General features: G+C 37.2%; 20 protein-coding genes. 13 read left to right on the forward strand and 7 right to left on the reverse strand.

What is annotated here, in order from left to right:
• Positions 1-56 precede the first annotated feature (56 nt).
• Both FJR11_RS06500 and FJR11_RS06505 read left to right on the forward strand, forming a co-directional pair.
• Positions 57-623 (forward strand): hypothetical protein, encoded by a 567-nt coding sequence (locus tag FJR11_RS06500; protein WP_174762953.1) that lies wholly within the window; start codon positions 57-59, stop codon positions 621-623.
• 72 nt (positions 624-695) lie between these two features.
• Positions 696-1,454: a hypothetical protein gene (locus FJR11_RS06505; protein ID WP_168502897.1), complete on the forward strand. Its 759-nt coding sequence runs from the start codon at positions 696-698 to the stop codon at positions 1,452-1,454.
• 293 nt (positions 1,455-1,747) lie between these two features.
• Here FJR11_RS06505 and FJR11_RS06510 read toward each other — a convergent pair whose 3' ends face one another.
• Positions 1,748-2,737 (reverse strand): PRC-barrel domain-containing protein, encoded by a 990-nt coding sequence (locus FJR11_RS06510; RefSeq protein WP_168502898.1) that lies wholly within the window; start codon positions 2,735-2,737, stop codon positions 1,748-1,750.
• A 265-nt stretch (positions 2,738-3,002) separates the two neighbouring features.
• Positions 3,003-3,281, reverse strand: coding sequence for a hypothetical protein (locus tag FJR11_RS06515; protein ID WP_168502871.1), 279 nt, complete (start codon positions 3,279-3,281; stop codon positions 3,003-3,005).
• 393 nt (positions 3,282-3,674) lie between these two features.
• Between FJR11_RS06515 and ppsA the strand changes: the two genes are divergently transcribed.
• The 5 genes from ppsA to FJR11_RS06540 all read left to right on the forward strand — a co-directional run bounded on the left by ppsA (position 3,675) and on the right by FJR11_RS06540 (position 12,903).
• A complete protein-coding gene (gene ppsA / locus FJR11_RS06520; RefSeq protein ID WP_168502899.1) occupies positions 3,675-7,292 on the forward strand; it encodes a phosphoenolpyruvate synthase in 3,618 nt (1,205 codons plus the stop codon).
• Between the two features lie 158 nt (positions 7,293-7,450).
• A complete protein-coding gene (locus FJR11_RS06525; protein ID WP_168502900.1) occupies positions 7,451-8,959 on the forward strand; it encodes a pyruvate kinase in 1,509 nt (502 codons plus the stop codon).
• Between the two features lie 305 nt (positions 8,960-9,264).
• Positions 9,265-11,487, forward strand: a complete 2,223-nt coding sequence (locus FJR11_RS06530; RefSeq protein ID WP_168502901.1) for a PAS domain S-box protein — start codon at positions 9,265-9,267, stop codon at positions 11,485-11,487.
• A gap of 219 nt (positions 11,488-11,706) precedes the next feature.
• Positions 11,707-12,537, forward strand: a complete 831-nt coding sequence (locus FJR11_RS06535) for an ATP-binding protein (protein ID WP_371417474.1) — start codon at positions 11,707-11,709, stop codon at positions 12,535-12,537.
• A gap of 162 nt (positions 12,538-12,699) precedes the next feature.
• Positions 12,700-12,903: a hypothetical protein gene (locus FJR11_RS06540; protein WP_168502902.1), complete on the forward strand. Its 204-nt coding sequence runs from the start codon at positions 12,700-12,702 to the stop codon at positions 12,901-12,903.
• A 47-nt stretch (positions 12,904-12,950) separates the two neighbouring features.
• Here FJR11_RS06540 and FJR11_RS06545 read toward each other — a convergent pair whose 3' ends face one another.
• The 3 genes from FJR11_RS06545 to FJR11_RS06555 are packed head-to-tail and all read right to left on the reverse strand — an operon-like array spanning position 12,951 to position 15,226.
• Complete coding sequence (locus tag FJR11_RS06545) at positions 12,951-14,012, reverse strand: ATP-dependent 6-phosphofructokinase (protein WP_168502903.1); 1,062 nt, start codon at positions 14,010-14,012, stop codon at positions 12,951-12,953.
• Positions 14,013-14,015: 3 nt separating this feature from the next.
• On the reverse strand, positions 14,016-14,222 hold the full coding sequence (locus tag FJR11_RS06550) for a hypothetical protein (protein ID WP_168502904.1): 207 nt from the start codon (positions 14,220-14,222) through the stop codon (positions 14,016-14,018).
• Positions 14,207-15,226, reverse strand: a complete 1,020-nt coding sequence (locus FJR11_RS06555; RefSeq protein WP_168502905.1) for a dihydroorotate dehydrogenase-like protein — start codon at positions 15,224-15,226, stop codon at positions 14,207-14,209. Before FJR11_RS06555 ends, FJR11_RS06550 begins: the two co-directional genes overlap by 16 nt.
• 543 nt (positions 15,227-15,769) lie before the next feature.
• On the opposite strand from FJR11_RS06555, the gene FJR11_RS06560 reads away from it, so the two are divergent.
• Positions 15,770-16,537 (forward strand): sterol desaturase family protein, encoded by a 768-nt coding sequence (locus FJR11_RS06560; RefSeq protein ID WP_168502906.1) that lies wholly within the window; start codon positions 15,770-15,772, stop codon positions 16,535-16,537.
• 6 nt (positions 16,538-16,543) lie between these two features.
• On the opposite strand, the gene FJR11_RS06565 is transcribed toward FJR11_RS06560, so the two are convergent.
• A complete protein-coding gene (locus FJR11_RS06565; protein WP_168502907.1) occupies positions 16,544-17,434 on the reverse strand; it encodes a LysR substrate-binding domain-containing protein in 891 nt (296 codons plus the stop codon).
• A gap of 176 nt (positions 17,435-17,610) precedes the next feature.
• Between FJR11_RS06565 and FJR11_RS06570 the strand changes: the two genes are divergently transcribed.
• Both FJR11_RS06570 and FJR11_RS06575 read left to right on the forward strand, forming a co-directional pair.
• Entirely contained in the window at positions 17,611-17,928 is a 318-nt protein-coding gene (locus FJR11_RS06570; protein WP_168502908.1) for a hypothetical protein, read from the forward strand.
• Positions 17,929-17,930: 2 nt separating this feature from the next.
• Positions 17,931-18,812 carry a fatty acid desaturase family protein gene (locus FJR11_RS06575; RefSeq protein ID WP_168502909.1) on the forward strand — a complete coding sequence of 294 codons (882 nt, stop codon included), beginning with the start codon at positions 17,931-17,933 and terminating at the stop codon, positions 18,810-18,812.
• Here FJR11_RS06575 and FJR11_RS06580 read toward each other — a convergent pair.
• Positions 18,795-19,058 carry a LysR family transcriptional regulator gene (locus FJR11_RS06580; RefSeq protein WP_168502910.1) on the reverse strand — a complete coding sequence of 88 codons (264 nt, stop codon included), beginning with the start codon at positions 19,056-19,058 and terminating at the stop codon, positions 18,795-18,797. The genes FJR11_RS06575 and FJR11_RS06580 overlap by 18 nt on opposite strands.
• Before the next feature lie 172 nt (positions 19,059-19,230).
• Between FJR11_RS06580 and FJR11_RS06585 the strand changes: the two genes are divergently transcribed.
• The 3 genes from FJR11_RS06585 (at position 19,231) to FJR11_RS06595 (ending at position 22,126) form a co-directional block, all read left to right on the forward strand.
• Positions 19,231-19,779, forward strand: a complete 549-nt coding sequence (locus FJR11_RS06585; RefSeq protein ID WP_168502911.1) for an EF-hand domain-containing protein — start codon at positions 19,231-19,233, stop codon at positions 19,777-19,779.
• A gap of 136 nt (positions 19,780-19,915) precedes the next feature.
• Positions 19,916-21,109 carry a hypothetical protein gene (locus tag FJR11_RS06590; RefSeq protein ID WP_168502912.1) on the forward strand — a complete coding sequence of 398 codons (1,194 nt, stop codon included), beginning with the start codon at positions 19,916-19,918 and terminating at the stop codon, positions 21,107-21,109.
• A gap of 168 nt (positions 21,110-21,277) precedes the next feature.
• On the forward strand, positions 21,278-22,126 hold the full coding sequence (locus FJR11_RS06595) for a hypothetical protein (RefSeq protein WP_217358214.1): 849 nt from the start codon (positions 21,278-21,280) through the stop codon (positions 22,124-22,126).
• Positions 22,127-22,161 lie beyond the last annotated feature (35 nt).

Raw genomic sequence — 22,161 nt, forward strand, 5'->3', positions numbered from 1 at the left:
GCTATACCCAACCCACAAAAATATGTATAGCAGATAATTGTAGATTTTTGATCATAATGAATAGTTTTAGAAATATCAATATTATCCCTGGCTTAGTTTTTTTAACTTGTATTGGCAGCTTTCAAGTTACAGCCATAGCATCTGTTAAAAATCAGCCGCAGATGGTAGTTAAACAGGAAGTAAAAGGGAAAAATTCCCAACCACACCCAGTTTTTAAACCAATTCTCTCCAAATTAAAGCAAAAAACCCAAATTAAGATATTATTACCCCAGTATATTGGTGAGTTAGATGGGGAAAATCCACTTTACGCCATTATCGAAACTGCTACAAAAAATAAATATGAAATATTACTAGGTTTTAGTCCTGATTGTTCTGGTGGTACAGCCTGCCGTCTCGGTATAATTACAGGAGAAACCATAACACCCAAAATGCCCCGGCTCACTGGTAAACCCGTACTGTTAGCTCAGGGTATTACTGGTTATTTTGTGGATTTTCGTTGTGGTGCTAATTGCTCAGATGCAACATTAACGTGGAAATACCAGGGTGTGCAATATACAATTGGATTGAAAGCAGGCGATCGCAATTCCTTAATAAAAATGGCAAAATCAGTAATTACACCGTAGATAAATAGATATTTTGTATACATAATAAATTTATAGATTTACACAAGATCAATAACTTTAAAAGGTAACAAAATGATTTATAACCTTAACTTAGGAAAAGCGCTAAAAGTCTCCAGCTTATCAGTAATCTTAGCAGCTAATTTAGGGATTATAGCTTTAGCTCCTCACGCCTCCGTCCAAGCTGCTCCGGTATCATCAGTAGGTAAAAGTGTGACATTTACCTGTAATGACACTGAAGCCACAATTAAAGCTAAAAATGGACCAAAAGTAACTGTTGGTCAAACTAGTATCTATATTGGTTATCAGCAAGTCACATCACTTAATCAAGATCCCCGGATTGTCCGTTTTGATAATGGTGTTAAAAAATGGTGTCGTAGTGACTATGAAACAACCAGTGACGATGGTAGAGGTTACGGATTGCTGTGGGATGGAAGCGGGACTTTATACGGCGTTTTCTCCTCGACTGGTACTCAAACTGGTGCTGATTTTCGGCGCTTTGCTACTGGACGTTGGCTATCCAGCTATGGTAGTGGGGGTGGTGCAAAAGTATCGGTTATTGCCCGGATTAATCCTATCAATGGAGATGTAAATTATGCTACATTCCTATCTGCTATCTTAAGCAGTGGGAAAAGTAACTCTTTAACCGTGACAGGATTATCATGGAATGGTACAAACTTGACTGTAAAAGCCGATTCCTGGTGGAGTCCCCGTCGTCCTGATAAAAAGGCCATGACTTGCACACCTGGATCAGTATCCCCGTTCAAATACACATCTGTATTTAAGGGAGATTTAAAGACAGTTAGTTCTGCTTCAGCAGCGAACTGTAAGTAAATAAGGGTAGATAATTCTGTAGTCAAAATGACTTCATCGAGAATTGGCATATAGCAGGAGTCACCGAGTCAGCAGTAAAACCCAGTCGTGGACGCAGTTTTATTTGATGTCCTACAGCAAATTGTCATCAAACCTGGAACAAGAACCCCACCCCCAACCCCCTCCCCGCAAGCGATGAGGGGACTAAGATGTACCTTATATGATTGGAAATCGCTGTAACTGCCCAGTTGGTATAATCGCAAAAGTGACAAAAAATAACCCCCTGTACTTATAGTAGAGGGGGTTTACTCAACTTAATATCCGCCTTCTTCTTCGTATTCTACTTGTCGTTCCTTGACCTTTTTGGGAATATTCACGGGTTGGGGTGCATCATCCCAAGCATCAGCTTCTAGATCATCATCATAGTCATCATACTGATCTGCGTAGGTCTTTTTGGCAGGTTTGGCTTCGTATCTTGGTGCTTCCTGATAACTATCTCTTACCGTTGCATCACTCCAGTTATCTTCTTCGTCTTCTTCATACTGAATTGACTCATAGGAACGGGCTTTCATGACTTGGCGCTGGGGTCTTTCTTCTTCAATATAGTCTTCAGTCCATTCTTCTTCCTGGGCTATGGGTTCAGGAATGCGAACTTTAGGCCGGGGTGGTTGCAGGGGAACACCGCTAGGTAATTGATTGCTAGGTGCAACTGTGCGGGGGGCAGTATAGCCAAATTCTTCTTCTGCGTCTCTTTCCCAAGGGGCTTTACCAATGCCCAGCCGTTCTAAAACGCCTACGGTTAACTGGTTGACTCTTTCTTCAGCACCTTCAAAAACAATTAACCGACTTGGACCTGTGCTGACAACTTCATCTATGGATAGTTCGTAGGTACTCAAAAACTGGTCAGGAATTTGGGGTAATCCCAAGGAGGCAATAACTATAGAGTATATTTTACCCGTTTCGCCATTAAACTTAAATCCCCGCACCTTACCTAAAACTTCACCTGTTTCTGTAATTACTTCCCAGTTCATCAGGTTACTGAGAATCTCTACTTCCACATCTTCGATGACATCTTCGTTATCAACTAAGATGACATCACCGATTTGGTTAATGGTGTTGAGATACATATTGCGAGGCAGACTAGAAATAGAGATCAGGCTATCTCGCAAACTCAGCGCCACCACTTCTCTTTGATCAACATCAACCCAGATTTGACTCACGATACCTAGCCGCTTGCCATTATCGCGGGTGATTACCTGAGTGTTTAATATATCGGAACGTCTAATTACTTGTTCTGAGGTCATTCTATAGGTCGTCCTGTTCACTTAGCGTGCCGTAGGCAATCTCGAATCTGGTTTATGTATATAACTATTTTTAACAGAAACTCAAGAGGATGAGTCAGTTGTCAGTTGTTAGTTGTCAGTTGTTATTGATAAATTCCTTACCTGTCAACTGTTTCCTATCACCTGGCATCTGATTAGATCATTGTAACTCAATCCTCAAAACTTGAGTCACGCCAATTGCGCTGGGCTGATTCTATCATCGGATGGCGCAAAATAAATTACCGGATCAAATTTCTGTAGGCACGTTGTTAACAACATCTCGATCCCACTTGCCTTCTAATCTCGATTGTAAAGAATCTGGCTGATTGAACCGATAAGAACTTAAATGATGTTCCGGTCTGAAGATTTTTTTAGCTAAGTTTGCCAAAATGGGTGCTGGGACTTCAGCGGGGTGACGTTGGGTTAATACTGGCATTTCTTGCCAACAACTCCGGCAAAACCAGTAATTTTCAGCACCACGGATATGGTGTAAGAGAGAGTCAGAACAGCAAGGACAGTTAGGCATAATAGTTTCAAGTCCTTTTATTAAAAATGTTTGGCTAAATGTGGTCATGTAATGAATTGAGATAAATTAAAACTTGTTATGTATATTGGCTAAGTTTAACTCTCAAGTATGAGGAAGTTGTGAGGATACTTACAGGAACAATATATTACGTAATATTTCGCTATATTACCTCTACATTTATTTACACTCTAAAGTAGAGTAATCTTAAATATAGGATTCCGCTTAGACATCTGGTAGTAAATCCTATTCTCTATTCCCCGTTCCCTATTTCCTGCTATATATCCTCACAAGATCCTCAAACTGTCCGTGCATAAATAGAATGGGTTAAGAAAAGAAAAACTCATTCAAAGGTTCTGAATTAAATAACCGTAAATATTTAAGGAATCTCAGAATATGCTAGAAATTAAACGCAACCAAGAAAATAGCCAAATTACCCAAGAAGCTTTAGTATTACCCTTTAATTCGGTTGGAATTGCAGATATTCCCTTAGTCGGTGGTAAAAACGCCTCTCTAGGGGAAATGATTCAACAACTAAGTTGTAAAGGGGTGAAAGTTCCCACGGGATTTGCGACTACTGCTTATGCTTATAGATACTTTATTACTGCGGCTGGTTTAGAAGCAAAACTGAGAAAGATTTTTGCAGACTTAGATGTGGAAGATATGGATAATCTGCAAGAATGTGGCAAACAGGCCAGATCATTAATGTTAGAAACCCCATTTCCGCTAGAATTGCAAGAAGCGATCGCTCAATTCTATCAAAGTTTATGTCAAGAATACGGTGTTAATACTGATGTAGCTGTTCGTTCCAGTGCCACAGCAGAAGACTTACCAGATGCTAGTTTTGCGGGACAACAGGAAACCTACCTGAATGTTCATGGCATTAAAAGCGTATTAGAATCTTGTCATAAGTGCTTTGCTTCTATCTTTACAGACAGGGCAATTTCCTACCGACAAATGAGAGGTTTTGATCATTTTGAAGTAGCCTTATCAGTCGGTGTCCAAAAAATGGTCCGGTCTGATTTAGCATCTTCTGGAGTCATGTTTTCCATTGACACCGAAACAGGTTTTCAAAATGCCGCGTTAATTACCGCTGCTTATGGTTTGGGTGAAAATATCGTCCAAGGTGCAGTTAATCCAGATGAATATTTAGTATTTAAACCAACTTTAAAACAAGGATATAAACCCATTCTCCAAAAACGGTTGGGGACAAAAGAAATTAAAATGGTTTATGATTTAGGCGGATCAAAATTAACCAAAAATATCTCTGTTCCTCAACTTGAACGTCATCAATTTGCCCTGAATGATCAAGAAATCTTACAACTAGCGGAATGGACTTGTATCATTGAAGATCATTATTCCCAAGTCCGGGGAATAACCACACCAATGGATATTGAATGGGCAAAAGATGGGATAACGGGAGAGTTATTTATTGTCCAAGCAAGACCAGAAACAGTTCAATCGCAAAAATCAAAAACCGTCCTCAGAAGTTATCAACTCAAGGAAAAAAGTAAAGTTTTATTAACAGGTCGCAGCGTTGGCGAAATGATTGGTCAAGGTAACGCTAGAGTTATTCTAGATGTTCCTGATATTAATCTATTTCAAGCCGGAGAAGTGTTAGTTACTAACCGCACAGACCCCGACTGGGAACCGATTATGAAAAAAGCTAGTGCTATTGTCACTAACTCTGGGGGACGGACTTGTTTTGATGGAGAGACAAAAATTCTCACCAATCAAGGTTTTATGACCATTCAGCAAATTTATGAACAGGGATATCAAGGATTATCAACTTTAGCCCTCAACACCAAAACCCATCAAATGGAATGGAAACCCATTACAGATGCCATGAAACGGACATCTAAAACAATTGGTGTGAGTGTATCTCAAACTGGGAAAGTTACAGATAATATTCTGCGATTAACTCCTGATCATAAAATGGTCAACCTGCGGAATGGTGAATATACCAAAACTGAGATTCAAGAAATGTTAGATACTCAGGAAATGGTGCTTGTATCTCAGAATATTCCCACATTGGGTGACAACAAAAATCAAGAAGCTGATTTAGCTTATCTGATTGGGGGAATCATCACAGACGGTTCAATTTACACTAGTCGAACTCATGGGGAAGTCCAGTTTATTCAAAAATGTTTACCAGAAAAACAAGCATTCATAGCTACGATGAATGACAAAATGAATGCTGTTTATGGTAAATCTTTTACTCCTTGTGAGAAAGCAGTATCTTCAGGTTATATCCGAGGAAAACAGGTAAAAGGACAAGCTACAGCTTACCGTGTTTATTCTAAAGCTATAGCTTACGACTTAAAACAAAAAGAACAACAGATTACCCAAATTCTCCTGGAAAACACTTCAGAAGTTGCTTATCACTTTTTAGGGGGTGTAATTGATGGTGATGGTTGCTATGCTAATAATCGCATTAACATCTATATCTCTGAAGAGAACTTACTACAAGCTGTGATTATTGCTTGTTTGAAAATTAATACTGTTCCTCAAGTTACCAAAAATCGTCATATCTACAATGTCCAAATTGTAGAAAAATTAGAGCAAATTTTAGAATATACCCAACGAGTTAAGGGAGAAGTTACTTCCAGAACTATTCAAACCCGGTTTTTTGCTACTAATCAACTATTTGCTAACAATGTTACCGGACAAATCAAACTTAGAAAAGATAAAAATTTATTGATTTCCGATAAACAATTGCGGGAAACAAGTCAATTTACAGACCTTTTAACAGGTGATTTGCGAATGCAACGAGTTGTTAAAGTTGCAGATGCAGTAGACGCTGAAGTTTATAATATTACTGTTGCGGATCATCATAATTATCTGGTTTTTACGGATAAATATACTCCTGTAGTTGTTTGTAACTGTCACGCGGCAATTATTGCCAGAGAAATGGGTATTCCTGCTATAGTTGGTTGTGGGAATGCGACTACAGTTTTAGAAACTGGACAAGAGATTACTGTCAGTTGTGCAGAAGGGGAAACAGGTCAAGTTTACTCAGGTTTACTAAACTTTGAAATTCAAGAATTACCATTAGATAACTTACCCCGTACCCGCACCAAAATTATGATGAATGTGGGTAATCCTGAAGAAGCATTGGGTTTGACTGCAATTCCTAATGATGGTGTTGGTTTAGCGAGAATGGAGTTTATCATTGCTAACCATATTAAAGCCCATCCTTTAGCATTATTACATTTTGATGAATTAGAAGACGAACTGGCCAAATATAAAATTAGCGAATTAACGGCACAATATGAAGACAAAGCCGAATTCTTTATTGCTAAATTGGCGCAGGGTATAGGCACAATTGCCGCAGCATTTTATCCCAAACCTGTAATTGTCCGTTTATCTGATTTCAAGAGTAATGAATATGCCAACCTCTTAGGTGGTAGACAATTTGAACCCAAAGAAGAAAATCCCATGCTTGGTTGGCGTGGTGCTTCTCGTTATTATGATCCTCGTTATCGTGAAGGTTTTGCATTAGAATGTCAGGCAATGAAACGGGTACGAGAAGAAATGGGTTTAACCAATATGATTCTCATGGTTCCCTTTTGTCGCACTCCCGCAGAAGGAAAACGGGTATTAGCAGAAATGGCAAAAAATGGCTTAGTCAAAGGTGAAAATGGCTTAGAAGTTTACGTCATGTGCGAGTTACCCAGTAACGTTTTATTAGCTGATGAATTTAGCCAAGTCTTTGACGGTTTCTCCATTGGTTCTAATGATTTAACCCAATTAACTTTAGGATTAGATCGAGATTCTGAATTAGTTGCCCATCTATTTGATGAACGCAATGAAGCTGTAAAAAGAATAATTGCCAAAGCCATAACTACTGTGAAACAAAATAGCCGCAAAATTGGTATTTGTGGACAAGCACCCAGCGATTATCCAGAATTTGCCCGTTTCCTCGTTGAACAAGGCATAGATTCTATTAGTCTTAACCCTGATTCTGTGATTAAGACAATGTTAGAAATTGCCTCAGCAGAAAAAGGAGAATAGGGGACTGGGGACTGGGGACTGGGGACTGGGGATTGGGGATTGGGGATTGGGTAATAGGTAATAGGTAATAGGTAATAGGTAATAGGTAATAGGTAATAGGTAACAGTTTTACAACTGACAACTGACAACTGACAACTGACCACCAACCACCAACCAATATGCAAACAAAAAATGTAGAGTTGGATCTCTCAGATCCTTGTGTTTTGCTTACCACATTACAAGAACTTCGTCAATCTGTTGATCAGGAAGGAAGGGAAATATTTCAAAGATGGAAAAAGCAAATTCACCGACAATCTTTTATTAAAAGTAGTTTAAATCTTGCCTATTATTTGGCACTGAGAAGACACGATTTACGAGAACTCCAAGCGGCTTTAATGCCTTGGGGTTTGTCGTCTTTAGGGAGGATAGAAGCTAAGGTTTTACCTACCTTAGATGCTGTGATTGCCACATTACAGGCAGTTTGTCGCACAGAACAAGATTCTATCATTATACATCCACCTTTGGAAGCATTTTTTGTAGGCGATCGCTTACTGCAACAAAATACCGAAGATTTATTTGGTAATACCCTCGATAACCGTCGAGTCAGAATTATGGTGACGTTACCAACTGAAGCCGCGACTAATTATGAATTCCTGCGGGATATAATTGGTCAAGGGACAAATTGTGTGAGAATTAATTGCGCCCATGATACCTCTGCTGAATGGTTAGCGATGATTAATAATGTTAAACAAGCAGAATTAGAATTAGGATCTTCCTGCAAAATTCTCATGGATTTGAGTGGTCCGAAAACCAGAATTAAATTTGCCCTTGCCCCCAGCCCCAAACAACGAATATTTAAAGGTGAATCTCTTCTCCTCACCCACGATTTACCCACAACTATTAATTCTGAATCTTTCCAAGTTAGTTGCACGATTCCCGAAGTCTTAAAACAACTGAAAATTGGCACAATAGTTTGGATTGATGATGGTCGTATTGGTGCTTGTGTGGAGTCAATTACATCCCAGGGAGTATGGTTAAAAGTCACCCATGCCCGTTTGAAAGGTGAAAAAATATTACCAGAAAAAGGCATCAACTTTCCTGACACTGATTTACATTTAAGTGCTTTAACAGAAAAAGATCAACGGGATTTAGACTTTATTACCACCCACGCTAATCAAGTTGATATTATCGGCTATTCTTATGTGCAAACTGCTGAAGATATTCGGCTTTTACAACAAGAATTAGCAACAAGATTACCAAAAAATTCTCCCACTCCTGCCATAGTTGCTAAAATAGAAACACCCCTGGCTGTTAGTAACCTTCCAGAATTAATTATTCAAGCCGCAGGTAAACAACCTTTTGGGATTATGATTGCGAGGGGGGACTTGGCCATTGAGATTGGTTATCAACGGCTGGCGGAAATTCAAGAGGAAATATTATGGTTATGTGAAGCTGCCCATATACCCGTGATTTGGGCAACCCAAGTATTAGAGAATCTCGTCAAACATGGAATACCTTCCCGCGCAGAAATCACTGATGCGGCTATGTCAGAACGAGCAGAATGCGTTATGCTCAATAAGGGTGCTTATATTCTCGAAGCCGTGGGGATTTTAGATGATGTCCTCACCAGAATGCAAGCCCATCAAGTCAAGAAAACACCCCAGCTACGGGCTTTACATTCTTGGTAAGCAAGCAGCTTTACAAAACTATATATAGTAATTGTGAATACTCACTATTAGAAATATTTACAAAATTAAAATTTTATAGATAAAACTTTCAGGGTAAAATCTAGTTAAATGCTTTAAAATTAAATAATATTAATATTACCAGCTATGAATATGTGCCATCGTACTTAATTTTTTGATAAAAGCAATTTTTCTAAATGCCCTAAACCCTTGCTATCTATATCTATCAAATTTATTAACTACTGAGAAAGCAGAGTTTTATAAGTATAAAATTAGTTACAGCCGCATCTATTAATCAGAGGAAGCAATTGGACACCTTAACTGACGGATTTAACCAACCATTTATTAATTTACCTAATTTAAATCAAATTATTAATTATTTTCCCTTAACTATTAGTCCTGATAGTTATGTGATAGATGCTATTAATTTGATGAACCAACAACCAGATCAGAACGTTACAGTTAATAACCCGATCAAAGAAGCAAATGACTGTATTTTAGTAGTAGAGGGAAAGCAGTTACTAGGAATATTTACTATTAAAGATGTATTGAGAGTAATCGGCTTAAATACCAACCTATCAGCGGTGAAAATGGCGGTCGTAATGACTCAGCCACTAATTACTCTCAAAAAATCAGCATCTGAGCATATTCTAACAGCATTTGCACTTTTTCAGCAACATTGTATTCAGCATTTACCAATAGTAGATGACGAAGAAAACTTAATTGGCATTGTCAATGAAAGAAACTTACTACAAGCCTTAGATGTAGAAACCATGGTTGGTGTGCTTGAGGCATTGCAGGAAAATTTGCTAGAGTTGAACACAGAACACAAACCAGTTAATCAAAAATTAGAAGTAATCCGTTGGCAAACTCATAATCATTTACAACAATGGGGGAAAAAACAAGTTGCTTGTAATCCAGAAATTAATCAGGAACTTCAGGAAACTTTAGAAGAATTGCAAATTGCGGAAGAAGAACTGCGTCAACAAAATGAACAACTGATCTTTTCTAGGGAAATTATTGAAGCAGATAAATTGCGTTATCAAAATCTATTTGAATTTGCACCTGATGGTTATTTAGTAACTAATACTTTCGGTATTATTCAACAGGCTAATCATGCCGCATCATCATTGTTATCTGTCCGTCAAAATTGGCTGATTGGTAAGCCATTAGTAGTTTTTATTGGTGAAAAATACCGTTCCTCCTTTGTATCCCGTTTAAATAAATTACAAGATTTACAGGAATGGGAAATGTATTTACAGCCTCGCAAAGGTTCATCCTTTCCTAGTAGTCTGAGAGTAAATCCGTTAAAAGATAAAGGAGGTAACTGCACTGGTTTTCTCTGGTCAATATCTGACATTAGCGTTCACAAAAAATTAGAAGCAGCACTTCGTGAAGATAGTGATATTTTAGAAATGCGGGTAAAAGAACGCACGGCAGAATTAGTAATTGCCAATGAGCAGTTACAACAAGAAATCATTGAACGGGAACAGATTCAAGAGTCCTTAGAAGAAAGTCAAGAACGACTTACCTTAGCAATGGCAGCCGGTAGTATTGGGATATGGGATTGGAATATCCAAACCAATGAAACCCTCTGGTCTTCTACTATAGGTTTAATGTATGGTTTACCTATTAATACTTTCTGTCCCAGTATTGAAGACTTTCTCAATTTAATCTATCCTGAAGACCGTCAGTGTTTTCGTGACTGTGTGAATTACTCCATTGAGCAAAGAGTTGATTTTGCTTGTCAGTATCGGGTAATATGGAGTGATGGTAGCCTACATTGGTTGAGTTCTAGAGGAAAAGTCCACTATGACGAAAACGGTCAACCACTACGGATGATTGGCACAACTAGAGATATCTCTGAACGCAAGCAATCAGAACAAAAAATATATGAACAAGCTGCTCTTTTAGATATTGCCACCGATAGTATTTTTGTGAGAGATTTTGAATCTCAAATCATCTTTTGGAATCAGGGTTCAGAAAGGATGTATGGTTGGACAAATGAGGAAATAAAGGGTAAGAACCCCAAGGATATTTTCTACAATTCAACTTCCCATCAACAAGAGATAGTAGCTCTCCAAACTGTAGTTAAAACTGGAAATTGGCAAGGTGAGTTACACAAAAATACAAAATCAAACCAGAAAATTATTGTTCAAAGCCGCTGGACATTAATGTTAGATGCTGACGGACAACCTAAATCTATTTTGACTGTAGACACTGATATTACAGAAAAGAAACGGTTAGAAGAGAAGTTTATTCATGCTCAGAAAATAGAAAGTTTAGCTACCTTAGCTGGTGGTATTGCCCACAATATTAATAATAACTTGACACCGATTTTAGGATATGCTCAATTACTTCAAAGTAAATCTTGCTCAAACAAAGATAATTATCTGCAAATCATTGAAGAGAATGCTAAAAAAGGGGCAGCTTTAGTGAAACAACTGTTATCCTTTGCTAAGGGAGTGGAAATTAAATATACGATTATACAGATTAATGATGGCTCTCCTAGACTAGTTATAGAAAAATAATACTTGATATCAGGTTAAATCCTTACGTCATAGAGGATTCAAGAATTAGAAAGCATATTTTTATTAAATCTTTGATTCTATTTTAGCGAAACCTAGTTATATCAGGTGTTTTAGGTATTTTTTAGTATTAATTTATCAAACGAAGTCTAGGAGAGCCTTAATGATTTAATTAGGGATACTATCCAGATTGCTAAAGAAACATTTTCATTTTCTAAATCTATCCAATTTTCTACCAATCTTCCGCCAAAATTATGGACAGTATCTGGGGATAAGAACCAATTGGAACAAGTATTAATAAACTTAATAATTAACGCTGGTCATGCGATGCCAAACGGTGGAAATCTCTCTATTTCTGCGGACAATTTGTATATTGATGAAGAGATGACACGGATAGATTCTGATGCCCAAGTGGGGAATTATATTGTTATTACTGTTAGTGATACAGGGGAAGGAATGTCACCCGAAATACGAGAGAGAATATTTGAGCCATTTTTTACTACTAAGGATATTGGTGAAGGAACAGGATTAGGACTATCAACAGTAATCGGAACTATTAAAAATCACAACGGGTTTATTAACGTTGATAGTGAAGTTGGAAAAGGCAGCAAATTTCAGGTATTTTTACCATCGGTAAACCAAGAAATTACCCCTTTAGAACCCGAACATGAAGAACCCTGTCAAGGACAGGGAGAACTAATTTTAGTAGTAGATGATGAACCGCAAATTCTGGAAGTTACAAAAACAATTTTAGAAAACTACAATTATCAAACTATCACGGCTATAAATGGTAGGGAAGCAATTGGTATTTATGCCCAATACCAAGATCAAATCAAAGTAGTATTGATGGATATGATGATGCCTGAAATGGATGGAACTGCTGCCATTCGGAGTTTAAAAAAAATTAACCCTCAAGTGCCAATAATTGCTTGTAGTGGCCGCGATATACAGAATATGTTAGAAGCAAATAATGAAAATCAAGTTCCAGCCATTTTATCAAAACCCTACACCAATCAAGAATTACTAGAGAAATTAAATTTTGTCCTCAACTGAGAAATCACCGAGTCAGTTAAGAATTTTACCAATTACCAATTACCAATTACCAATTACCAATTATCCATAATTGAGTATTGTGAACAGATTTTTGGAGATTACAGCACTTATTCTCATAGAATTGACCAATTTATAAGACTTTTACCCCTTCCTGGCAAATCTATGACACCTCAAGAATTTTTAGAAAAGTTGGCAACAGCGGCAACAGATCCCGAAAAACTGGTAGTTTTTGCAGAATACTTGGATACAACTGCCTTGGATCATGCCACAGCCCCAAGATGGAGAAGTCTTGCTTACAGTAACGAAATTGAGATGGCGCTTAAAAATGTGGCTTTTCATTTAGAAGCACTTGCTGAAGCCGAGTAATAGGTAAGGGAGCAGGGGGAAATATTTCTTGCCTCTTGCCTCTTCCCTTATTCCCCAATATATATGCCTAAAGACCGAGCGGTTTGGACTAAATCACCTTGAGGATCAACAAGAGAGGGGTTGTTATTTATAACATCTTGAATAGGCAAAGTGACAACTTTTCCGTTTTGCCAAGCTAACATTTGATCATATTTTTCTTGGGCAATTAAATCAATTGCAACTTTACCAAACATAGTAGCCGTGAGACGGTCTAAAGCTGAGGGGATACCACCGCGCTGAATATGTCCTAATACAGAAACTCTGGTATCAATCAAATGATGACTACAATTGGCAATTTTTTCGGCAATATATTGACCTTGACCACATTTAGTAGTCGTGCAAGTAGAAGGATTATTGGCATCTTCTGAACAAACAGATATACCTTCAGCAACAACAATAATAGCAAATTTTTTTTGCCAACAATCACGTAATTCAGTAAGATGATTACACATTCCCTGAATATTATAAGGGAGTTCAGGAATTAAAATCACATCAGCACCCCCGGCAATTCCTGAGTGTAGAGCTAAATGTCCGGTGCTGCGTCCCATAACTTCGAGAATCATCACCCGGTCATGACTAGCAGCAGTAAAGATGAGACGATTAATAGCATCAACAATTGTATTAACTGCTGTATCAAAGCCAATTGAACGTTCTGTAAAAGCAACATCATGATCAATAGTTTTGGGGATAGCAACTAAATTCCAATTACCTAAAACTGCTAATTGATGAATAATATTTAGACTACCATCTCCACCGACAGCAATTAAAGCGTCTAAACCAATGGCTTCATAACCGGCTAATATTTCATCAGCATGGGCTAAAGTATCCCCTTTATTAATACTACCTAAAATCGTTCCCCCCATATTCAGCAGGGGGTCAATCCCGCGCAAATCCCAACCGTGTATGCTTAAAGGTACAGTTTTCCGTTCTAGTAACCCTTGGGTTGCGTAAGGAATACCCACTATTTCCCAATTGTATGTCCGTGTGGCATGACTCACAGCCGCACGAATCACACAATTTAGACCAGGACAATCACCACCACTGGTAAGAATACCGATACGTTTTTTCATAAATTATGGGTTTAATGGTGTAAGGGTGTACGGAAGAATATTTTTCTTGGCAGTTCCCAGTTCCCAGTCCCCAGTTCCCAGTCCCCAGTCCCCAGTTCCCAGTCCCCAGTCCCCAGTTCCCAGTCCCCAGTCCCCAGTCCCCAGTCCCCAGAGTCCCCAGTCCCCAGTCCCCAGAGTCCCCAGTCCCCAATCACCTAAAATGATGTACAAATTCTACCCCAGTCTGGGTTATAGGTTTGCAAAGCTTTCATATATTGAGCGCGTTCAAAGGTGCTAGGATTAGGACAATTTAACTGGCTCATAGTACCTTGCATTTGACGGACAGATTCATATTCATGTGTTTTCATCCATTCTCGCAAGTCTTTTTCTAAACACTGAATATGATTAATTCCTTGCCTTAATAATACAGAACACAACATAGTTACATTTGCGCCTACCATGAGCATTTTAACTACATCATGGGCATTATGAATACCGCTAGTTGCAGCCAAGCTACCTTGAATATGACCATAGAGAATGGCTATCCAGCGCAGAGGTAAGCGCATGGCTTGGGGTGTACTTAACAGTACATGAGGTTCTACTTCTAGGGTTTCTAAATTAATATCAGGTTGATAAAACCGATTAAATAATACTAAACCATCAGCCCCAGATTGATCTAGACGCTTGGCTATATTTGCTGTATTGGAGAAATAGGGACTGAGTTTTACGGCTACAGGAATAGTGACTGCGGCTTTAACAGATGTGAGAATATCAATATAATTCTGCTCGATATCCTGACTAGTTAAATCTGGATCTGTGGGAACATAGTAAATATTTAACTCCAGTGCTGATGCCCCGGCTTGCTGAATTAGTTTACCATATTCAGTCCAGCCACCGACGGAAGAACCATTCAGACTGGCAATAATGGGAATATCAACCTTTTCTTTAGCTTTGCGAATATGGTCTAAATATTCTTCTGGTCCAACTCGGAAATTAGTTATTTCCGGGAAATAGGTTAAGGCTTCAGCAAAACTTTCTGTCCCATAGCTAAGATGATGATGAAGTTCGTGCTTTTCTAAAGTTAATTGTTCTTCAAATAGTGAGTGCATAACCACTGCACCAGCGCCCACATCTTCCATTAACTTAATATTATCAATTTCTTCTGAAAGTGGAGAAGCAGAAGGAACTAACGGGGACTTTAATTCTAAGCCTAAGTATGTTGTAGTTAAAGTCATAATTGTGGTAATTGGTAAGTAGGTTGGCGTTAAAAGTTGTTGTTATGGCAAGGTAAAAGGCAAGAGTGAAGAAGCTTTGGGCAATTTTACTTTTCTTTACGGATTTTGGTTTTTCTCAGCTTTATTTAATTTTGTGTGGAAAAAATCCGAAGTTACAATTTGAGGACTTGTATTCAATCATAAATCTTAGGTAGTGCCTATTTTTTAGTTGAGGTACAAAACTTAAAATTATGAAAGTCCATTGCTTGGATAAATTAACACAACACTTTTTCAGTAAACAGGATTAACCAGGTTGGATACAGTATTGTATCCGGATTTAATTACCAATAAGTAAATACTTGCAAAGGACAACGTTATAAACATTAAATTCCTTATACCAGAACATAAATTAATCACTGATTGTTCTGTTGGTATTAAGTCTAATCAGGCGCTAGAATTGTTAAAGGCTGAGGAAATAACTGGAGAAAATGTTCAAGGTGGAATTCATGAATAGAGCGAGAAAATTGACTCATATATGCCATAATTATCAGGATATTGAAGAAAATGGCATATAAATCTCTGGCTATTGTTAGCAGTATTATTATATTTGGAATCTTGGAAACCTTAGTTCCTTTTTTTCAATATCGTCAAAATCCCATTAAAAGAGTTATTCACAATTTAATTTTGGGGTTAATAAATTTTTTGGTGGTTAATTTAACTGTTATTTTAATCTTAAATTCTCTCTGGGAACCAACTTTATGGCGGGGATTTTTTTATGATATTAATTTACCCTGGTTGCATTTTATTCTGTCTTTTTTAGTGCTTGATTTGTATATGTATACGTGGCATAGATTAATCCACACTTGGGGTTTTGCTTGGCGGTTTCACAAAGTCCATCATACAGATAGATGGATGAATATATCCACAGCTTACCGCTTTCATACAGTAGAAGTAATTGTATCTAATATTCCCAAAATTGGGTTAATTTATCTATTGGGAATTACACCAAATGCGTGGATATTATATGAATCTTTATTTGCGGTATCATTAGTTTTTCATCACAGTAATTTTGCTTTACCTTTCAAAGTAGATAAATTCCTGAGTTATTTTATTGTCACACCTAATTATCATCGCGCTCATCATTGTCAATTAACCAAATATTTAAATAGTAATTATACAAGTTTATTAACTATATGGGATATAATTTTTCAATCTCGTTATTATCCACCCCAACCAGAAACTATCCAATTAGGTGTACCCGAAGAAACCAGAGATTTTAATGTTATCAGTTTATTAAAATTACCATTTGTGTCTGTGAATAAACACAATTAATAGTATTCAGAGAACGGAATTCAAAAGTAAAATATTAAGAAACTTATCCAAAGATGCAGAAACAGTTTCTTTCCTCCATACCGCAGTGGAACGAGCGTAGTAGATGGGATGATAAAGGGGCATAAACACCACATTAGGATGAGGCAATGCTTTTGCCTCCCTCGGCATCACTGCTACCCCTTGTCCAGCCGCAACAAGGGCAATCATAGAAGCATGACTATCAGCTAACAAGTTCAGATTTGGTATGAAACCAGCTTGATAACAAGTATCACGGATGCGATCATTTCGTCCTGGAAAAGTCTGTTCAGACATCCCAATAAATTTTTCAGATGCAAGTTCCATCAAATTAATTGAAGGACAAGATGCTAATAAATGGGTATCTGGTATTACAGCATCAATCACAACTTCCTTAACGCATTTAACTATAAATTCTGGTTCTAAATCATCCGGTGGATTACCCATAAAAGCAATATCTATAACTTTATCTCGTAAAGCTTTCACTTGGTCACTAGGGGACATCTCCTGCAAACGTAAAGTAATGTCAGGATAGGCAACTCCAAAACGGTGTAACGCTTCACCTAAAAAACTCTCCAGGATAGTTGGGATATAGCCAATTATTAAAGGCTCATCTATATTTGTATAATTATTCTTAATAATTTGAATTGCATTATCAGCACGATTTAAAATATCCCTGGCTTGTTCCAAAAAAAATTTTCCAGCTTCAGTGAGTTTCAACCCATCCGATTGTCGGATAAAGAGGATAACACTGAGTTCATCTTCAAGACTTTTTATTTGACGGCTTAACGCAGGTTGTGAAATATAAAGTTGGGTAGCAGCACGACTGAAATTGAGGTTTTCTGCAACCGCCACGAAATATTTAAGATAGCGTAATTCCATAATTATGTGGGGTATGCCTAAAAGTTATAACTGCCATGATTATAAAGCATTAGACTTTAGTTATGTATTTTATTATGCTGAATTGTTAGAGATATCATCTTTTAAATATAAGAACTCAACAGTGAAAATTAACAATAGGGTTAATAGCCTCCATTTACGATCAATTAAGACTAACTATGCTACTACAATATTTACTTCTTAGTCTCACTTCTGGGATACTTTTTGGCCTTGGCGCACTTGCTTCGCAACTTAGTGCAGGTCTAACAAATCCTCTAGGAACGATAGGATTAATTGTCTTCTTTAGCTTGGGAGGATTAGTACAGGCGATCGCTATGCGAATCAAAGATATGGGATCTACGTACATTTTAATAGTTGGTTTAGATGCTTTATTTGCTCTATTATTCAGTATTTTCATATTCAAAGAGACTTATACAGCACTCAAATTATTAGGAATATTTTTTATTCTAATTGGTTGTGTTTTTTTAACTAAATAATTATGCAGAAAACAACAAAACTAGCACTCAATAAACTAAAAGAAGTTGATAGCGTTAAAGGTGTATTGAGTATTGCAGGTGATTATTTAGTTATTCTCTTAGCAATTACTTTGTTCTACCTCAATAACTGGTTTTATCCTATCTCTCTTATCCTCATTGGCTCTAGACTGCAAGCATTTGCTAATCTAGTTCATGAAGGTACTCATCGTACAGTTTTAAAAGATCCCGTCTGGAATGACTGGATTATTTCAATCTTCTGTGCTTTTCCTTTGCACATTTCATTGTGGAGGTACAGAGTATCACATTTAAGACATCACTTAAAGGCTATCAAATCCGATGATCCTACCTTATCTGATTATAATTATTTTCCTTTAGAACTTTCACAGATGCGCTGGCACATATTCAAAGTGTTCACCTGTAGCTATGGAAATGGTGAGTATTTAAAGTTTTTTGAGCCATTATGGACAAGTAGCAAAACAGAAAAGATTGTCAGACTTTTTTACTGGGTAGTTATTTTAACGATAATTACTTTTTATAACGCTTGGATACCATTTACATTTTTCTATCTAGTTCCCTTTATAACCGTTTATTGCATTATTAATCGGCTTGTCATTATGACGGAGCATTTTGTATGGGAAACCGAATCCCTAAAGCAGTCAAGGAATGTATTTACTAATCCTTTGCTTCAATTCCTGATGTTTCCACATAGTGATTACTTACATTTGACTCATCATATTAGTCCAAAAACCCCTAGCTGGAATTTATTCAAAGCTCATCAACTACTGATGAATGAACCTGATTATGCTAATGGCAATCACTGTCAGGGATACTATTTCGGTCAGAATAGTGTTCTTGCTAAATTTACCTCATTTACTAAAAATTAAATAAGTAGATGGGCGGGGGAAAACCAAAATGTGTAAAGCAATAGCTTGTTCGAGAAAAAATTTTCCAGCTTCAGTGAGTTTCAATCCATCCGATTGTCGGACAAAGAGGATAACACTCAGTTCATCTTCAAGATTTTTTATTTGACGACTTAACGCAGGTTGTGAAATATAAAGTTGGGTAGCAGCACGACTGAAATTGAGGTTTTCTGCAACCACCACGAAATATTTAAGATGGCGTAATTCCATTATTATGTGGGGTATGCCTAAAAGTTATAACTGCTATGATTATAAAGCATTAGACTTTAGTTATGTATTTTATTATGCTGAATATTTAGAAATATCATCTGTTGAATATGAGAACTCAACAGTGGAGATTAACAATAGGTTTACTAGCCTCTTTTATTTCAGGAGATAATTCATGTTAACAGAACTTCAGACGAAGAAATTGACCTATTATTTTCATACACTTGACATTGATAAAAATGGTTTTTTGGAAAAGCCCGATTTTGATAAAATTGTCAATGGTGTTGCAAAAGCTTACAACGTAGCTGAAGATTCAGAAACCTACAAATATATTTACTCAACCTATGGTAAGCGCTGGGAAGCACTGGCAAAAGAGGCCGACAAAAACGCTGATAATAAAGTGACTTTAGATGAGTGGCTTGCCTATCAAGACAACGTACTGAATAATCCTGAAAGCGACTTTCTCTGGATGAGAGTAGCAAGTATGTTTTTCAACATTCAGGATATAGATAAGGACGGTTCAATAAGTCTTGAAGAATATCAAGTCATATACCAAATTCACGGAATTGGTAATGATAGTTTAGCCGCAGAAATTTTTGCCAAGCTGGATTTCGATGGGGATGGCAAAATCATGAAAAATGACTACCTGAATCTAGTTGCTGATTTCTACTTGAGTAACAACCCAGAAGCGCCTGGTAATTTATTTTTTGGTCTTTATGAATAAGCTGAAACTTAAGGATTAAGAGCGATTACCTGAGAATTTGATGACTTCATATTCTCAGGTAAAATCTATCTGCATTCCTGGCAATTGCCACCTAAAAAATAAATAATAAATATTCAACAATTGAGGAGGGTTAACAGTGGTTTCACTAATCAAAGGTAGTGTGGGAATCCTACCTGCTGGCGCACTGGGAGTCAGTTTTTTTTATCATCTCACCAAGGAACTGACACAAGTAGACGATGAAGTTTATTTTCTCGAACGACAAAATTCCAGTAGTTCTCAGGGGTTGAAAAAAAGCGGAAAAATTGCGATAGCTGCGCTCGCCGAAGACATCGCTGCTAATGAAACTATCACATATTTCCCCACAGCTAAAATCCTTAAACCTGACCTTCTTAGCTATTATAAGTTAGGTGTTTTACCAGAAATAGTCCTTATCTGTCCCAATCCCGACCAAATTTTAAGCATCATCAGCACTGCTGTTGAATTACTCATTCTCATATCAGAACAAGAAGAACTATCACAAACAGAATTACCCTTTCCCTACCTTGTTTTATCTGCCAACGGCATTTACTTTCAACACTTCCGGCAAATATTCATTGAAAAAATCGAAGAAGCCACTCTATTTGGTCGTTTAGCTGACCTTTGGCCTGATATTATGCCTCGAATTGTCTCCCGATTTTTAAGAGGAGTCACAATTCAAACTGGTGTAAGGGAAGGTAATGAAGGTAATACAATTTACCGACCAGGACTAAGAGGAAGAACACAAATCACTGGCGGAGATATCACCTCACGAGAACGTTGTTATGAGATTTTAGCAGGAAAAGGAGCATGGTTTGAAGTTGCTCCTAACATTTCTCCTACCCGTATGGAATTTGATAAAGCATTAAGTAACCTCAGCACTAATTTATTGGGGCAATTAATGTCAATTGATGATGAAGGTAATTTCCAGATTTTAACAATCAGTCAAATATTAGCAAATTCTGATCAATCCAAAATCCGTGAATTGGCTTACCATGTATTTAAAGTGGGACAAATGATTAAAGTTTATGGAAAAGATGAAAATTTCGAGGTAATTCTCGATCAATTGATGGAAACTTGTCATGCCCATGGATCTCATATTCCCTCTAATTTACAATGGATAGATACTAAAATACGTCTCTTAACTTTAGAACCGAAAATGACATCTACAGAATCTTGGCTGCTTGAACCATTAATTCGCTATGCAAAAGCCTCTGAACTGGAAGATAGTGTTAATTATTTTGAAAGTTTGAAAAATCAACTAATAGAAAAACTCACCCTGGCAAAATACAGAAATTGTCAGATTCTCAGGTAAAATCTACCTGCATTCCTGGCAATTACTACCTAAAAAATAAACAACAAATATTCAACTTTTACCATTAAATGTCTACAAATCATGGAACTTTTTGAATCAATTTTTAAATTTTTACTGCTGATATCAGTCGGAACTACCGCACTTATTTCTTACTTAACTATTAATAAAATGTGGCCGCGCAAACATGATCCCCTAGTGGTGGAGAGCAATTCACCAATTGCTATGGCTGTGTGGATCTCCGTTTCCTTACCTTTTGTTATTGACAATACTTTAGAAAATGATTGGGGGGCAGTATTAACTTATTCTTTTAGGTTAATTATGTTTATTGTCTTATTTTTAGTCTCCATTGGGTTTTGGGTGAAAGACCCTCAGCATAAAGGAGTTTGGCAAAAATTTCTGAAAGCTTTAAAACAAGAAGCAAAGGAATCAACTAACTTAATCAAAGCTGTAAACCAGCCATCGGGAAAAAAAGAATTGCTGAATATTTTATATCGTGTTGCGTGGTTAGATGATGCGCTCAACGAAAAAGAACGGCAATATATTCAAATGTTTGCTGATAGTTGGGAAATTGATCCTAGCCATCTTTTCGCTGAACCTCCACCAGAAAAGGGTATTGATAAATTTAATAAAATCCGTGAAGAAGTAATAGTTTATTTAGCCCTTCAGCCCTCAAAAGAACAAGTTATGAGTCTTAGTGATGTAGTACAGGCACTAATTAATATAGATGAGGAGATTACCAAGGAAGAGGAATTAATTGGAGCAGAAATATCTGGGATGCTCATTAACTATGCAAGTCAGGAAAAAACGGCTTTATACGGGGTAATTATTCATCCCACTAATCAAAAAGAGCAAGAAAATCTTCTGGCTCTTGTACCAGAAGCGAAAGAGGAATATATCTGCGGGAATCCTGCTTTCATCGTTGCTACTTTCCAGACCGCTACCTATGCAGAAGCTTTTAGTGAAAATTACCGAGAACAAGGCTTTTTTACGATAGTACAAACTTATAATACCCGCTGATAAGGAAGCAGAAAAATTAATAGCTTGTGTTTATT

This window comes from Anabaena sp. UHCC 0187, from assembly GCF_009712035.1.
Classification (GTDB): domain Bacteria; phylum Cyanobacteriota; class Cyanobacteriia; order Cyanobacteriales; family Nostocaceae; genus Dolichospermum.

Excerpts from the sequence above, each read along its gene's own strand:
- FJR11_RS06500 (WP_174762953.1), top strand. The coding sequence starts at position 57 with ATGAATAGTTTTAGAAATATCAATATTATCCCTGGCTTAGTTTTTTTA.
- FJR11_RS06515 (WP_168502871.1), bottom strand. The coding sequence starts at position 3,281 with ATGCCTAACTGTCCTTGCTGTTCTGACTCTCTCTTACACCATATCCGT.
- FJR11_RS06510 (WP_168502898.1), bottom strand. The coding sequence starts at position 2,737 with ATGACCTCAGAACAAGTAATTAGACGTTCCGATATATTAAACACTCAG.
- FJR11_RS06585 (WP_168502911.1), top strand. The coding sequence starts at position 19,231 with ATGTTAACAGAACTTCAGACGAAGAAATTGACCTATTATTTTCATACA.
- FJR11_RS06595 (WP_217358214.1), top strand. The coding sequence starts at position 21,278 with ATGTGGCCGCGCAAACATGATCCCCTAGTGGTGGAGAGCAATTCACCA.
- FJR11_RS06505 (WP_168502897.1), top strand. The coding sequence starts at position 696 with ATGATTTATAACCTTAACTTAGGAAAAGCGCTAAAAGTCTCCAGCTTA.
- FJR11_RS06565 (WP_168502907.1), bottom strand. The coding sequence starts at position 17,434 with ATGGAATTACGCTATCTTAAATATTTCGTGGCGGTTGCAGAAAACCTC.
- FJR11_RS06545 (WP_168502903.1), bottom strand. The coding sequence starts at position 14,012 with ATGAAAAAACGTATCGGTATTCTTACCAGTGGTGGTGATTGTCCTGGT.
- FJR11_RS06580 (WP_168502910.1), bottom strand. The coding sequence starts at position 19,058 with ATGGAATTACGCCATCTTAAATATTTCGTGGTGGTTGCAGAAAACCTC.
- FJR11_RS06560 (WP_168502906.1), top strand. The coding sequence starts at position 15,770 with ATGGCATATAAATCTCTGGCTATTGTTAGCAGTATTATTATATTTGGA.
- FJR11_RS06555 (WP_168502905.1), bottom strand. The coding sequence starts at position 15,226 with ATGACTTTAACTACAACATACTTAGGCTTAGAATTAAAGTCCCCGTTA.
- FJR11_RS06525 (WP_168502900.1), top strand. The coding sequence starts at position 7,451 with ATGCAAACAAAAAATGTAGAGTTGGATCTCTCAGATCCTTGTGTTTTG.
- ppsA (WP_168502899.1), top strand. The coding sequence starts at position 3,675 with ATGCTAGAAATTAAACGCAACCAAGAAAATAGCCAAATTACCCAAGAA.
- FJR11_RS06570 (WP_168502908.1), top strand. The coding sequence starts at position 17,611 with ATGCTACTACAATATTTACTTCTTAGTCTCACTTCTGGGATACTTTTT.
- FJR11_RS06540 (WP_168502902.1), top strand. The coding sequence starts at position 12,700 with ATGACACCTCAAGAATTTTTAGAAAAGTTGGCAACAGCGGCAACAGAT.
- FJR11_RS06575 (WP_168502909.1), top strand. The coding sequence starts at position 17,931 with ATGCAGAAAACAACAAAACTAGCACTCAATAAACTAAAAGAAGTTGAT.